Raw genomic sequence first — 15,121 nt, 5'->3', positions numbered from 1 at the left:
TTCCCCATAGTTGGGTTCTAGCTGCACTCTGTACAACTAAAAACCGCCAAGAAGGGGTTCTGGGCCTAAATTGGAACATATAGCTGCACCAAATACAACTAAGTGTCTTCTTAGCCAAAAATGGCGGATAATAAATGTACAGAGTACAACTAAGGTCCATCCTTGCCTCATCCTTGCCTCATCCTTGCCTCATCCTTGCCTCACCCCAGCCCAGCCCCAACGTATCACCGAAGATTGGGCAGTTCGCAATCCCACTGTAACGGCATCTACCGCATAAATAAACTCAACGTGAACATTCGGCTGACACCAAGCTTCATAATACATCCAACTAACCAGTTACTTATGCTTTATACCCAGGCGCATACCGCCTTGGAGAGTGCAGCACTAGGCTTATGCCCATCTCCCCATGCTCTATTTATTCTTCGTCTCCGCATTCCAGCGGCACAGCTCCGTCACCAGTCCGTCGATAGTCGCCTCGGCGGCAAGCAGCCCGGGGGCAAGCCCGGCTTCGACGGCGGTCTGCTCGGTCACCGGACCGATGCAGGCAATCTTAACGTTTGCCAGCAGCGGGAGCGGATCTTCCAGCCCCATCCGTTGGAGGATTTGCAGGAAATTGCGCACCGTCGAAGAGCTGGTGAAGGTGACGGCATGTATGCGTCCCTCCTCCAGCAACTTCAGCAGCTCCTCATCATCCTCGCCGGTCACTACCGTCTCGTAAGTGTCCGCTTCGGTCACCTGAAGCCCCAGCTCCTTCAGCTTGTCCGGCAGCCAGTCGCGTGCCAGATCACCGCGCGGGAGCAGAACCTTTTGCCCCGGCAGCAGCTCTGTGCCAAAGGCATCAATAAGGCCTTCCGCCTGGAAGCGGGCCGGCAGCTCTTCCGAGAGCAGTCCGCGCATCGCCAGTGCTTCAGCGGTAGCGGGACCCACAGCAGCAATCCGCGCATGGAACAATTGGCGGATGTCCACGCCCAGCTCCATCAAATGGCGGAAGAAGTACTCCACTCCGTTCACACTCGTGAAGAACACCCAATCATAGCTCTCCAGCACGGAAAGAGCGGCGGCAAGCTCCGCCTTCTTTTCCTCGCCTTCCGGCATGACCGTCTCAATGACCGGGAACTCGTAGGCCTCGCCTCCGAGTCCGTCAATAGCATCCACAAGCTCGCTCGCCTGGCTCCGCGCCCGTGTAACCACGATGCGCTTGCCGAACAGCGGCAGCGCCTCCGCCCACATCAGCTGCTCACGCTGCAGCACCACATCGCCGACGACGATGACCGCAGGCGGCTGGAAGTTCGCCGCCGTAACCTTCGCCTCAATGTCGGCGAGCGTTCCTGTAAGCGTCTCCTGCTCCGGACGCGTCCCCCAGCGCACAAGCGCCACCGGCGTTTCCGGCGGCCGCCCGTGCTTGATCAGTTGGGCGCTGATATAGCCTATCTTGGCTACGCCCATCAGAAACACCAGCGTACCCGTTGCATTCGTCACCTTATCCCAGTGAATCGAATGGTCGAGCTTCTCCGGGTTTTCATGTCCGGTAATAATCGACACAGAGGAGGCATACTCGCGGTGCGTCACAGGAATCCCTGCATAAGCCGGCACACTGATTGCGGAAGTAATTCCCGGCACAATCTCATAAGGAATCCCATTTCTCCGCAAAAGCTCCGCTTCCTCGCCTACACGGCCAAAGATGGTCGGATCGCCGCCTTTTAACCGCACCACCGTTTTGCCCTGCAAGGCCAGATCCACGAGCAGCTGGTTAATTTCCTCCTGCTTCATCGTGTGGCGGTCTGGCCGTTTGCCTACATATATTTTTTCCCCGCCGGGCTTCATCGATTTCAAAAGCCTCGGACTCGCCAGCCGGTCATATACCAGCACATCGCCTTTTTGAATGCATTCCAGACCCTTCACCGTAATCAGCTTCGCATCTCCCGGACCTGCACCCACCAAATATACTTTCCCCGTCATTTCCGTCATCCCCTTACATCTGCCAAAATCTTCTCCGCGCCCTTGGCGATCAGTTTCTTCGCCACCTCTTCGCCAAGGGCTACCGGATCTTCACCCACACAGGTTTCTTTCAAAATCGTTCTGCCGTCCGGCGTTCCCACCATCCCGGTTAACGAGATTGTCCGCGTTGTTCCCTTGCCAGCAACAGCTTCAACCTCAGACGTTGTCCCGGCCTCATCCAATACGGCAAAAGCCCCAATGGGTACCTGGCACCCACCGTTCAGCACACCGAGAAAAGTGCGCTCGGCCGTTACCGTCAGCGACGTATCCTCATCATTATACAACGCCAGCAGGCTCCGCAGCTCACTGTCATCCTCACGGCATTCTATGCCGAGCGCACCCTGACCTACCGCAGGCAGACAGGCCTCCGGTGTCAGATAGTCGCTCACCCGGTCTTCCCAGCCCATGCGGGCAAGCCCCGCCGCCGCGAGCAGAATCGCGTCGTACTCGCCGCTCTCCAGCTTCCGCAGCCGGGAGTCAATATTGCCGCGCACCGGCTCAATGACCAGATCTGGACGCAGCGCCGCGAGCTGGCTTGCGCGGCGCAGGCTGCTCGTGCCGACACGCGATCCCAGCGGCAGCTCCGCAAGAGTCACACCCCCGGCAGAAATAAGACAGTCCCGGGGATCGGCACGTCTAGGTACGGCGCCGTTCATCAGACCGTCCGGCAGCTCGGAAGGCATATCCTTCATGCTGTGTACAGCCATGTCGATCTCCTTATCCAGCATGGCCTGTTCAATCTCTTTGACGAACAGCCCTTTTCCGCCCACCTTGGACAGTGTAACGTCAAGAATCCGGTCGCCTTTCGTAATAATCTTGCGCACCTCGAACCTGAACGGAAATCCATGCTTCAAGCTCAGCGCCTCCAAATCTGCAATGACCTGGCCCGTCTGAGTTAAGGCCAGCGCGCTTTGTCTGCTGCCTACAATAATCGTCCGCATCTTTATTCCTCCCGGTGATGTGCAATCCAGGAGTCGACAGACTCCGAATCCCACTCTATAAAGGTACCCTCTCTCATCTCATTCAACACGTCCAGTCCGCCAAGTTTCCTTAGCAGCCTGCTTCGGATCTCCGGCGAACTCTCCCGCCGCTTGATCTCCGTACGCATGAAGTGCAAAAATTCCAAATAAGGACCATATTCCTCGCCCAGCGTTTCTGCCAAAAGGTCCCTGATCCCGGCAGTCACTCCCGGACCGGCACCGGACGTAGAGACCGCCACCGTCAGCCGTCCACGGCGAAGCACCCCGGGCGTGATGAAGTTTCCCGCTTCCGCCTGACTTGCCACATTAACGGGAATGCCCAGGCTGCGGGCTTCCCCCGCCACTTCCAGGTTCACCGCGTGATCATTGCTGGCTGCATATACGAGAAAGGCTCCACGGGTATCTCCGGGAGCAAACTCTCGATTGTGCCAAATCAATAAGTCCTTCTTTTCCAGCTCAGCTAGCAAAGATGTCAGTGAAGGACTAACAACGGTTACTGCCGCTCCGGCTTCAAGCAATCCCTCCACCTTTCGCTGGGCGATGATTCCGCCGCCGACGACCAGACATCGTTGTCCATGACAATCCAGCATAATAGGCAAGTACACAGTCATATGGGTCACTCCCCCGTCCAGCGGTGAAATTCCGACCACGAGTTTAACAGAAAATTCAGAATGATGAATGCATAACCGGCTACGGCAAAACGGGCCATCACAGCTCCACTGCGCCGTCCGGACCGTTTCAATATAAGATAGCTTATGTAAATCCCGAGCCCGATAAGCGTGGACAATACTTTTAAATCCTGCAGAAGTGGCAACCGTCCTTCAATGATAATCGAGAGGCCCGCCACAGCAAGCGACACGAACAGAAGAGGTGTACCCGCCAATACAGAGATGTAAGAATATTTATCCAGCGTCTCCAGACTCGGCAGACGGCGGACCCGGTCATTCCACAGCTTGCCCTTCAGCCTGTTATGCAGGAAAAGGTACATAATCGCAAACACCGTTCCAAGCGTCAAGGCTGCAAAGCTCAGGTTAGCCAAAATAATATGCATCGCCAGCCAGCCATGCACCGCACTCCAGCTCTCCAGCGAATGATCCGCTGCCTTCAGCCATACCCGGTTAAGCAAAAACGCGCTGAATCCGGCTACACTAAGCAGCAGAATCGTAAACTCAGACTTGCGCGTAAAGGCCAGTAAAAGCGATATCAGCACAATACTGAAAGCGAACCAGAACAAGAAATCATACGGCGTGAAGATCGGCAGACCCCCCTCCTGAGCAAAGCGGATACCAATCCCCGTCATTTGCAGCAGGCCCACAACGACAAGAAGCCCCGTACCAAGCCGCTTTCCACCCGGACTCCGGCGAAGGCAGTCCGAGAAATAAAACAGCAGGCTCAGGGCATACAGCAGCAAAGCGGCATCATATATTCCGTTAAGTAAAACCATATCCTCACCCGCCTAACAAGCCTGCCGGAGCAAGCGTTGTCTTTGGCGCAATCGAGTCGCCGCCGGCTGGCACTTTATCGTTAGCGCCTGGAGCCGGAGCCGTGCTGCCGTCCTTCGAACCGGCTTCAAGCTGTTCCTGCAGTGCGAATATTTTGGTGAAATAGTCCAAAGCTTCGTTGCCTTTTTTACCCCCGGACATCTCCTTGATCACATTGATCGGATCATGCATCATCTGGTTCGCAATACTCTTCGTCAGGCGGCGAATGACCTTGCGCTGATGCTCGTCCAGCTCAGGCAGCTTATTGAACAGGCTCTCCAAAGTTTCTTCATGTATGGCATTCGCCTTGTCCTGAAGCGCCCGAATCACCGGTCTCACCCCAAGTGTCTTCAGCCATAATTGAAACTCATCCAATTCTTGACCAATCATAACCTCAATCTTCGCAGCCTCACTCCGGCGCATCTCCAGATTATTCTCCACAATGCCCTCCAGATCATCAATATCATACAGGAACACATCCGGCACACTGGAAGCTGCAGGATCAATGTCACGCGGAACGGCGATATCGATCATGAAAAGAGGCCGGTTCGGGCGGCGTTTCATCCCTTCAGCAACCTGCTGGGCCGTAAGCACATACCCATCCGCTCCCGTGGAGCTGATCACGATATCCACCTCATCCAGATGCTTCAAAGCTTCTTCAATCGTACTCGGCTTGCCCGAGAACTTCTCCGCCAATTCGATGGCACGCGACAGCGTACGGTTGGCTACGATCACCTCTGCCGCACCGCTGCTGTACAGATGCTTCACCGTAAGCTCGCTCATTTTGCCGGCGCCGAGAATCAGCGCTCTTTTGCCAGTGAACATGCCAAATATCCGCTTGCCCAGCTCCACAGCCGCATAGCTGACCGAAACCGCACTCTCGCCGATCGACGTCTCCGTATGCGCACGCTTGCCCAGCGTCACCGCCTGTTTAAACAGCTGATTGAACCACGTTCCCGTCACACCCTCAGCCTGTGCAGTCAAAAAAGAACTGCGGACCTGTCCCAGGATCTGAGTCTCGCCAATCACCATCGAATCCAGACCGCAGGTCACGCGAAATAAATGCGAAATCGCCTGCTCGTCTTCATATATATACATATGTTGCGTAAATTGTTCACTCTTCACCCCGAACCATTGCTCCATAAAACTGCGGATGAAATATCCGCACATATGCAGGCGGTCCACGACCACATAAATTTCCGTACGGTTACAGGTAGCTACTACGACCCCTTCCAGAACACTCTTCGTCTGCATGAGCTGATGGAGCGCTGCCGGAAGATCCTTCTCCGCAAAAGCGAACTGTTCCCTCACCTCTACGGGTGCCGTACGGTAATTCAGGCCAACAACGATGATATGCATCGCAAGTTCACCATCCTAATCTATTTTCACTGCTGTAGGCACTGTTATAACACATCATATATCCAATAGTATCACTTTCACAATATCCATAAACACTGTGTTAAGTATATCACACGAAAATATGACATTTTACAAATATTTTGAACGGTTTATGAAATGAGATGATAATTGTAAAAAATAAATAACCATGGGGGGGCCATGGTCTAGATTCGGCTAATTGGAAGTGATTTATGAGGAGCATCCAGCTTAGGCATAGAGACAGGGGACGATAGGACGTAAGACCGTTGCAGCAATTCATTTTTATGTTAAAATATCCATATATACGAAGTCACATAAATCATACGATAAAGGCAAAACTGATGAAAATCAGTGACGCAAAGCTAAAGGGACTAAATGGGGTAACCCGTATGTCAGCCAGCTTCCGAATAACCGTACCTCCCGTGGGTTTATGTGAAATATAGGAGGAAAGATGATGGTAAAGTATTGGCATTCATTTTGGCTCGGATTTAATGAAGTTATACTTGAAGGTTGTATTTGTGAGAATAAGAGATTGAAGATATTTAATAAGATTGGATATCATCAAAGTAAACTGAATACATAAGCACAAGAGGCACCTACATTAGGTGCTTTTTTCCTGCCGGAAATAGAAATACCCGACGAGTTTGTGGTCAGGTACGGTGGTTCATGCTTTATTATGTAAAAAGGTCATATCTCATACTTATACTATCTTTCTATTTATTACAGTTCTATGTTCATTTTTAATAAAGCCATTTTTCTCATAATATTGAAAAGTATTAGGATTATATTCCGCATCGGCATCAACCGTTAGAAATCTACAAGCAATTCCTTCGTTGAGAAGGTTATCTGCAAATCCTAATGCTAATTCAAGCAAATAACAACCATAATGATGTTCTGTTCGACTTTTATCAGTTGCTAATTTCCCGATTTTCAGTGCAGGAACCGAACTAAAAGGTATATCCAACTCTAATTTTACTTTTTCACTTTTGTCTAACAAAAATGAGTCTGTTAAAAGTGCGACATAGCCTAAAACGAAATTGGTTTCGTTTTCTACCAGTAAATGAACAGAACTGATGCCAATCTCTATGTATTTTCTTGCATCGCTTAATAAAAATGAGTTATAGTCGGGGATACCGCAATCAAAGGATTCAAGGTCACATGATTCATCATAGTCAACTAATGAGACTTTAGTTGATATAACTTCGTATTCTCCTGTTTCACGATATCTCATCTTTACTTTTTGACTTTATTTAACAAAGATAGGGCAGATTGTCTTCTTTGCTTACTTGCTTGAGAATCTTTTCTGCTAAGTGAATTAACAAATTCAGTTAAATCCATCCCCTTTAAAATAGGTGTGGCCTCAATTGGTTTAGCCATAAGTTTTATCTTCCCTTCATTTTTACTCAAGCATATACACCTCCAAGTATTTATTCCACTTGGAACAAGTTATGCCCATCTCAAATTTTAATAACCATGAATCCAAAGTTTTAGCATCCCTACTAAGCATTTAAACATCTAACCCTTTGTCCAAACAAAAAGGGAATATTACCGAGGGTAATATTGATGCGTCTCAAGTATACCATAAATACCCTATTTTCGATACTGTAAATCGTCCGAAAAAAGATCCAAATCTATTGTGAATACGGATGAGATTGGGGTGGGTTAGCGGAACCAGCTCTTGATTTGATCCAGGGCTTTTTTGGATTCTGGTCCGTTATAACCGAAGACATTGCCTATCATCTTAATATATTCAATTAACGTCGTCTCTCTGCTGTATGGGTCACTCCACCACCGTTTAGAATTGTAGGGCGTTTTCGAAGAAACATACGTAAGCTCAATCCCTGACTTCTTATACACACGGTCAAAAAGAAATTTCACCCGTCGCATGTGAAAATCTGAGGAAACGACGATTGCAGAGGTGAAGTCATACTCTTTCATTATGGGAAGAGTAAACTCGGCGTTCTGGTAGGTGCTTTGCGCTATGTTCTCCGTTATTATTGCATCGGGCGGGATGCCGAGAGCAATCGCGGTTTGAAGCATGTCACCAGAAGCGCTGATTGGTTCTTCGGAGTTGGACAACATCATATAAGGAGTGTTATCCGCCTTAAATAGTTCAGCCGCTTTCTCCAGCCTGCCCGGGCCTCCGCTAAGCACGATGATAACATCTGCTTGGCGAGGAAGTTGGGATAGAAGGAGGAAACGGCCTGCACTGAGGAATACAGTGATCAATAACAGCACACTCAAGCAAACAAGAAACCTTCTCTTAGTAAACTTAACTGGTCTTCTCTTAATGGTTCTGCTATCCATAAGTTATTTATGCAATTCATTACTAAGTATTTGTTGCCACCATTCAGTATTGTCAATATACCACTTGATCGTCTGGGCAATGCCAGTCTCAAAGGTGAAGGTAGGCTGCCAACCCAATTTCTCCAGCTTTGTCGGATCTATAGCATAACGTTTATCATGTCCTAAACGATCCGTAACGAACTCTATTAAATCCTCAGATTTACCTAGAGTGTTGATAATCGTCTTAACAACCTCCAGATTTGTCCGTTCATTATGCCCGCCTACATTATACACATCACCACTTACACCTTCATGCAATACAAGATCTATCGCAGCGCAGTGATCCCATACGTGCAGCCAGTCACGAATATTTTTGCCATCTCCGTACACGGGAACTTTCTCCTCGTTCAATACCTTTGAAATCGTCAGAGGAATCAGTTTTTCAGGGAAATGATACGGTCCGTAATTATTAGAACAGCGTGTAATATTCATGGGTAAACCAAAAGTTTCATAATAAGCACGCACTAACAGATCAGATGATGCCTTGCTCGCACTGTATGGACTGTTTGGCTGAAGTGGAGTATCCTCTGTAAAAAATACAGTTGGATCAAAATCCAGCTCCCCATACACCTCATCAGTGGATACATGAACAAATTTTGTGATCCCAAAAGTTCTAGCAGCGTCCAGCAGCACCTGAGTTCCCATAACATTCGTACGAACGAAAATAGCAGGATCAGTAATGGAGCGATCCACATGACTCTCCGCAGCGAAATGGACAATATAATCAAAGTTCTCTAATTCAAAAAGAGACATGATTGTTTCGCGATCCGCAATATCAGCTTGAACAAACCGATAATTTGCCTTGTTCTCAATATGGGAATGCTTTGTTAAATCACCCGCATAGGTTAATAAGTCCAGATTAACCACATCGTAATGCGGATATTTTTCAACCATATATTGAACAAAATTCCCCCCGATAAAACCGGCACCACCCGTAATCAATACTTTTTGCTTACTCATTGAATACACCCCAAATCTATTAACTTAGTATCAGTTATACGTAAGTAAAATTTAGATTGGCATCCTTTAATAAAGGCGCCTTCTCATCTTTGACTGACAGGATCGGTGTAACATCAATAGGCCATTCAACCCCAATGGTAGGATCGTTCCACAGAATGCCTCCATCACATTCCGGTGCATACAGCTCATCACACTTATATTGAACTTCTACATCTTCAGTCAGCGTCATGAAACCATGGGCAAAACCTTTAGGAATAAGCAGCTGTTTCCTATTGTCGGCACTGAGTTCAAGTCCAAACCAGTTACTGTAAGTAGGACTCCCCTTGCGAATATCCACAGCCACATCATAAATAGCCCCTCGTGTGCAGCGAACAAGCTTCGTCTGCGCTTTAGGGTGTAATTGATAGTGTAGACCGCGTAGCGTCCCTTTTGTCGCAGAGTAGGATTGATTATCTTGCAAGAAATCCATTTCAATGCCGTTCTCCTTGAATTTCGCTTTGCTGTAGGTTTCCATGAACCAGCCCCGATGGTCACCAAAGACAGCAGGTTCAACGATTAATACACCATGTAGGTGGGTTTCCGTTATTTTCATCTTTTCCACACTTTCAGTTTTTAATATTGTATCTTGCCAGTAGCAACTTTCATCAGATATTGACCATACCCGTTCTTACTCAACTTGTTCCCACATTCCCATAAATGCTCTTTGGTAATCCAACCATTAATAAAAGCAATTTCCTCAGGAGCTGCTATCTTAATACCTTGATGATCTTCGATGGTTCTAACAAAGTTAGATGCATCCGCCAGACTTTGATGAGTGCCTGTATCTAACCAGGTGAATCCACGCCCCAGAAGTTCAACATTCAGCTCACCAAGCTTTAAATATGCCTCGTTAATAGAGGTTATCTCCAACTCACCGCGTGATGAAGGCTTCACAGCTTTAGCAATATCTACAACCCGGTTATCGTAGAAATACAGTCCTGTGATCGCATAGTTAGACTTGGGCTGAGCTGGTTTTTCTTCCACGCTCAATACTTTTCCGTCTTCATTGAATTCAACTACACCGAAGCGTTCCGGATCTTGGACGTGATAACCGAATACCGTTGCTCCTTGTTCTTTGGACGAAGCAGCTTGCAATAACTTGCGAATGCCGTTTCCATAGTAAATGTTATCACCGAGAATCATGGCTACAGAATCATTACCAATAAATGATTCGCCTAAAATAAATGCCTGAGCTAAACCGTCAGGACTTGGTTGGACTACGTATTGTAGGGTGATACCGAATTGAGATCCGTCACCTAATAGGCTTTCGAACCTTGGGGTGTCTTCAGGAGTGGAAATAATCAGGATGTCGTTAATTCCGGCTAGCATTAAAGTAGATAAAGGATAGTAGATCATTGGCTTGTCGTAAACGGGTAGAAGCTGTTTACTCGTGACCATTGTTAATGGGTAAAGGCGCGTTCCGCTGCCGCCTGCTAGGATAATGCCTTTCATTCATAATCACTTCTTCCTAAGTAATAAATAATAGCTTGAGACACAGGAGTGTGATAAACAGCTATAATAATGCGAAGGAGAAACTTTACCGCTACACCCCAAAGTTTAAAACAAAGGTGGTGCTGGAGTCTTGCAGGATAAGCAGACCGCGAACGAAATTCCGCCAATTGATGACCACTGAGTCCGTGCCGATGGAAAGCCGTTTTCCCGAGCACGGCGTCAATAGTATTCGAGAATTTTCAAAGTAATCGAACGAAAGGGCTGTTGTAGAATAAGTCGAAGGCTGGGGTAACGCATGAATACAAGTCAACTAAGGGGTTGATGATCAAGGCTACAAAAGGAACTGCGGAACAAAGAATGCGATAAAAAGCCGTTACTCGGAATTAACACGAAAGAACTCAAAAAGAATTTTAATTCACTTTGGCTTTACACTTTTCTTCCACTTCTTCCCAAGACATAAATATGCGTATAATATCTTCTTCAATAAGCTGAGAACCAGTTTGCACCTCAATAAATTCAATGTCTGAAATAGCCTTTATACCATGTTTTGCCTCTATAGGAATAACTAAAACATCCCCAGGTTTTACAATGCGTATTTCATCATTAAAAGCAAATTCACCCACGCCTTTTATGATTGTCCACACTTCACTTCTAGCATAATGCATTTGATAACTTAAGTTACTTCCTGCTTTAACACCAATTTTTTTTGTTAGGACTTCATTTTCTTCATCGAATTTTGTATGATCTAAAACCTTATACCAGCCCCAGCGACGTTCTTCATACATTGGACGTTGCTCAAAACCCTTCAGTATCTCTTTTATTCTTGGACTTTCAGCCTTATCAGAAATTAATATTCCATCAGGGCTTGCTGCAATAACCGCATCTTTAATACCTAATATGGTTATTTGGATATCTAACTCATTCACTAAATGCGTATTAGTCGAATTTTCACTTATAATACCTTTTCCAATTTGATTTGTACCCATTTCTTCTGTTAACGTATTCCATGTACCAAGGTCTTTCCAACTTCCACTGTATGGAAGAACTACAATTTTCTCCGCTTTCTCAACTACTGCGTAATCAAAGCTAATCTTTTCTAGATTTTGATACTGCTTTAACAATACTTCATATTGAATCGGTAACCCCTTTGCTTGTAATAAAGAAATAATATATTCAAGCTTAAAAGCAAAGACTCCACAATTCCATAAAGCATTTTGATCCATTAATACTCTTGCTTCAGCCTCAGACGGTTTTTCTTTAAAATGACTAACTTCAACATAATAATTATTATTATTATTCTGAACTGGAACTATATAACCATACTTCTCTGAAGGATAAGTAGGACTTACTCCCATTAATGCAAGGTCAGCATCAGAAGTGTTCAATGCATCCTCTAAATCTTTTATTCTTTCAAAAAAACTAATATCTACATAAGGATCAACAGGTAAAACTCCTACTACCTCATTTAAACTAGTACCTTTTACAGAGTAAAGATAAGTAGCTGCTAAAGCAATAGCTGGAAATGTATCTCGACGTTCCGGTTCAATTATTAATGGAATATGATCTCCTAATTGACTATGAATCATATCCACCTGTGATTTACTAGTTGCTATTACCGTTGATTCATTTAACTGTAACTTCGCTAACTGACCCCAAACCCTTTGAACCATAGATTCTAAATTATTAAAATCATTGTCTAAGACCTTTAAAAATTGCTTTGATCTAGAATCATTAGATAATGGCCAAAGACGCTTACCGGATCCGCCAGATAATAAAATTAATTGCATTTGTATTAACTCCTAACTACTTGTATTCTTATTTTATAATGATCTTTAACTTCTAGAAATAAAGCAACAATTCTCAAATAATTAAATGTATTTAGTTACTGTGTGCAATGCGTGAGCAATTACATGATGCATATCATAATATTTATAGTCTGCGAGTCTACCCCCGAAAATTACATTACCTTCATTATCTGCTAGCTCCTTATATTTCTTAAACAATTTATTATTTTCATCATTATTAATTGGATAATAAGGCTCATCACCAGGAGACCATTCAGCAGGATATTCTCTAGTAATCACTGTTTTATCTTGAGTACCGAACTCGAAGTGTTTATGCTCTATCACTCTGGTATAAGGTGTTTCACGATCCGTAAAATTAACAACTGCATTTCCTTGATAATTTTCTGAATCGATTACCTCATTTTCAAAATTTAGACTTCTGTACTCCAACTTTCCAAACTGGTAATTATAAAACTCATCAATCATACCTGTAAAGACAATTTTTTCAGTTTGTGCTTCTAATTCATCTCTATTTTTAAAGAAATCCGTATTTAATTTCACTACTGTTCCTTCAAGCATTTTTTCAATGATTACATTATATCCCCCTTCAGGAATACCCTGATATTTATCATTAAAGTAATTATTATCATATGTAAACCTAACTGGTAATCTTTTGATTATAAAAGAAGGTAATTCGGTAGCACTTCTTCCCCATTGTTTCTCAGTATATCCCTTAATAAGCTTTTCATAAATATCTGTACCGACTAACGAAATAGCTTGTTCCTCTAAGTTTTTAGGTTGCTCTATACCATATCTAGCTTTTTGTTCATTGATTTTATCCATTGCTTCTTGGGGGGTGGTTACTCCCCAAAGTTTATTAAAAGTATTCATGTTAAAAGGTAGATTGTAAATCTCTCCATTGTAATTAGCAATAGGTGAATTAGTATATCTATTAAACTCAGTAAATTGATTTACATATTCCCATATTTTTTTGTTACTTGTATGAAAAATATGTGCACCATATTTATGAACATTAATTCCTTCAACACTTTCGCAATAAACATTACCACCAATATGAGTTCTTCGATCAATTACCAAACACTTCTTACCTTTCTTATTTGCTTCAAACGCAAAAGTAGCTCCAAATAAGCCTGCCCCAACAATAAGATAATCGTATTTTTTAAACATTCCATAACCTCACTTTTTATAATAATTATGTATTTTTTTATTTTGTTTAATTGATTTTCCGAGGCATTTTACTTATAAAATCAAAAAGCAAATCATTTTTCAATAAATACAAATACCCAAAATAAATAATCACTGAAGAAAAAACTGATAATAAAGTGTTAATAATCAAACCAAAATTAAATGTTCCAATACCAACACATGTAATAGTTATTAATATCCCGCCTATTAAATAAATAAAAATATTTTTGAAGTTAATATTACTTCTAATATATGAAAACGCAAAAAACAACTGAATTAAGGTAACAGATACTTCTGCAATTAATGAGCCTAAGGCTGCTCCGTTCTGATGAAACTTCGGTATTAAAATAATATTTAATGAAAAATTCACCATTGCCCCAACAATTGTTGAAATTAAAGTGATTTTCTCTCTACCATGTGAAACTAAAATTTGTATTCCCACTAGGTTACTTATCGCTATGAATACTATAATCGGACTTAATATCCTAATAGTGATAATTGCCTCAAGGAAGTCTTCGCCAGCAAATAACATAATAATTGCTTTAGATAACATAATTATCCCGAATGTAGCAGGTATAGAAACCATTAAAGTAAAATCAATACTTTTTCTTGTTAATAAATTAATTTCATTTATTTTATTATTTTCAATATAGTATGACATCCTTGGTAATAAGACCATACCTAATGAAGTGACTAATGCCAACACTACCTTGATCATTTTATTTGCCGCTACATACAATCCTACGGACTCATCTCCTGACATAAAACCTAACATTATACTGTCCAGATTAACATATATACTTACCGAAAGACTCATAAAAAATAAAAACATAATAGGTTTCATATGTCTTTTTAAATTGTAATTTTTGTGAATTTTAAATAATTTTATATGCTTATTTATATAAAAAAAGTTATAAATATGTCCAAGTGAAATTGAAAGAACAGTAATTAAGCTATATATAAAATAATCACTATCTGTTCTTATCATAGTAAATACCAATATCAAAGTAACAATTTTAACGAAAATGTTTATGATAGTAATATAGCGATACTCTTCGATTGCTTGATAAAACCACTCAAACCCAATATTCGTGGTTAAGATAAGAAAACTCATTAATATTAGCAGACTTTTATAATCTTGAAACTTATCAATACTAAGGATAGAAACCATAAACAAAATGTAGGAAACAAGAATCATTATTAAATTAACTACTAATATTTCTTGTACTGTTTTTGCGAGTTTTTCTTTATCATCTCTATATTTAGCGCATTCTCTTATTCCATAAATAGGAATTCCAACTTGAGAAAGGAGAATAAAATATTGAATTACTGACATTGAAAAATCAATTTTACCTATACCGTCAACAGTTAGAATTCTAGCTACATAAGGAAAAGTAATCAAAGGAAATAAAATGTTGAAAACTTTATTTAATGTATTGTAAATGAAATTGTTCTTTATCGATTTTAGTGTTTCCATAAATTAATACCTTCTCACCCC

General features: G+C 43.3%; 14 protein-coding genes and 1 riboswitch. All 14 genes read right to left on the bottom strand.

From position 1 onward, the window contains the following. Positions 1–411 precede the first annotated feature (411 nt). The 14 genes from cobA to PaeBR_RS07810 all read right to left on the bottom strand — a co-directional run bounded on the left by cobA (position 412) and on the right by PaeBR_RS07810 (position 15,100). Positions 412–1,959: a uroporphyrinogen-III C-methyltransferase gene (gene cobA / locus PaeBR_RS07875; RefSeq protein WP_410514297.1), complete on the bottom strand. Its 1,548-nt coding sequence runs from the start codon at positions 1,957–1,959 to the stop codon at positions 412–414. 5 nt (positions 1,960–1,964) lie between these two features. Continuing rightward, positions 1,965–2,939, bottom strand: coding sequence for a hydroxymethylbilane synthase (gene hemC / locus PaeBR_RS07870; protein ID WP_410514296.1), 975 nt, complete (start codon positions 2,937–2,939; stop codon positions 1,965–1,967). 2 nt (positions 2,940–2,941) lie between these two features. Further along, entirely contained in the window at positions 2,942–3,589 is a 648-nt protein-coding gene (locus PaeBR_RS07865; protein ID WP_410514295.1) for a bifunctional precorrin-2 dehydrogenase/sirohydrochlorin ferrochelatase, read from the bottom strand. 5 nt (positions 3,590–3,594) lie between these two features. Beyond that, entirely contained in the window at positions 3,595–4,422 is an 828-nt protein-coding gene (gene ccsA / locus PaeBR_RS07860) for a cytochrome c biogenesis protein CcsA (RefSeq protein WP_410514294.1), read from the bottom strand. A 4-nt stretch (positions 4,423–4,426) separates the two neighbouring features. Beyond that, a complete protein-coding gene (gene hemA / locus PaeBR_RS07855; protein WP_410514293.1) occupies positions 4,427–5,818 on the bottom strand; it encodes a glutamyl-tRNA reductase in 1,392 nt (463 codons plus the stop codon). A 339-nt stretch (positions 5,819–6,157) separates the two neighbouring features. Next, positions 6,158–6,244: riboswitch (cyclic di-GMP riboswitch) on the top strand. A 292-nt stretch (positions 6,245–6,536) separates the two neighbouring features. Then, a complete protein-coding gene (locus PaeBR_RS07850; RefSeq protein WP_410514292.1) occupies positions 6,537–7,067 on the bottom strand; it encodes a hypothetical protein in 531 nt (176 codons plus the stop codon). A 2-nt stretch (positions 7,068–7,069) separates the two neighbouring features. Beyond that, positions 7,070–7,243 carry a hypothetical protein gene (locus PaeBR_RS07845; protein ID WP_410514291.1) on the bottom strand — a complete coding sequence of 58 codons (174 nt, stop codon included), beginning with the start codon at positions 7,241–7,243 and terminating at the stop codon, positions 7,070–7,072. A 255-nt stretch (positions 7,244–7,498) separates the two neighbouring features. Further along, positions 7,499–8,074, bottom strand: coding sequence for a YdcF family protein (locus tag PaeBR_RS07840; protein ID WP_410515114.1), 576 nt, complete (start codon positions 8,072–8,074; stop codon positions 7,499–7,501). Between the two features lie 72 nt (positions 8,075–8,146). Continuing rightward, positions 8,147–9,142, bottom strand: a complete 996-nt coding sequence (gene rfbB / locus PaeBR_RS07835; RefSeq protein ID WP_410514290.1) for a dTDP-glucose 4,6-dehydratase — start codon at positions 9,140–9,142, stop codon at positions 8,147–8,149. Positions 9,143–9,176: 34 nt separating this feature from the next. Further along, positions 9,177–9,734, bottom strand: a complete 558-nt coding sequence (rfbC, locus tag PaeBR_RS07830; protein ID WP_410514289.1) for a dTDP-4-dehydrorhamnose 3,5-epimerase — start codon at positions 9,732–9,734, stop codon at positions 9,177–9,179. Positions 9,735–9,754: 20 nt separating this feature from the next. Further along, complete coding sequence (gene rfbA, locus PaeBR_RS07825; protein WP_410514288.1) at positions 9,755–10,633, bottom strand: glucose-1-phosphate thymidylyltransferase RfbA; 879 nt, start codon at positions 10,631–10,633, stop codon at positions 9,755–9,757. 410 nt (positions 10,634–11,043) lie between these two features. Continuing rightward, entirely contained in the window at positions 11,044–12,420 is a 1,377-nt protein-coding gene (locus PaeBR_RS07820) for a sugar phosphate nucleotidyltransferase (RefSeq protein WP_410514287.1), read from the bottom strand. An 81-nt stretch (positions 12,421–12,501) separates the two neighbouring features. Then, positions 12,502–13,605 (bottom strand): UDP-galactopyranose mutase, encoded by a 1,104-nt coding sequence (gene glf / locus PaeBR_RS07815; RefSeq protein WP_410514286.1) that lies wholly within the window; start codon positions 13,603–13,605, stop codon positions 12,502–12,504. Between the two features lie 46 nt (positions 13,606–13,651). Beyond that, on the bottom strand, positions 13,652–15,100 hold the full coding sequence (locus tag PaeBR_RS07810; RefSeq protein WP_410514285.1) for a flippase: 1,449 nt from the start codon (positions 15,098–15,100) through the stop codon (positions 13,652–13,654). Positions 15,101–15,121 lie beyond the last annotated feature (21 nt).

The sequence above is a fragment of the Paenibacillus sp. BR2-3 genome, assembly GCF_046529485.1.
In the GTDB taxonomy this organism is placed as follows: domain Bacteria; phylum Bacillota; class Bacilli; order Paenibacillales; family Paenibacillaceae; genus Paenibacillus_AQ.
The sequence above is the reverse complement of the archived record's forward strand: the minus strand, read 5'-3'. Positions and strand labels throughout refer to the sequence as shown.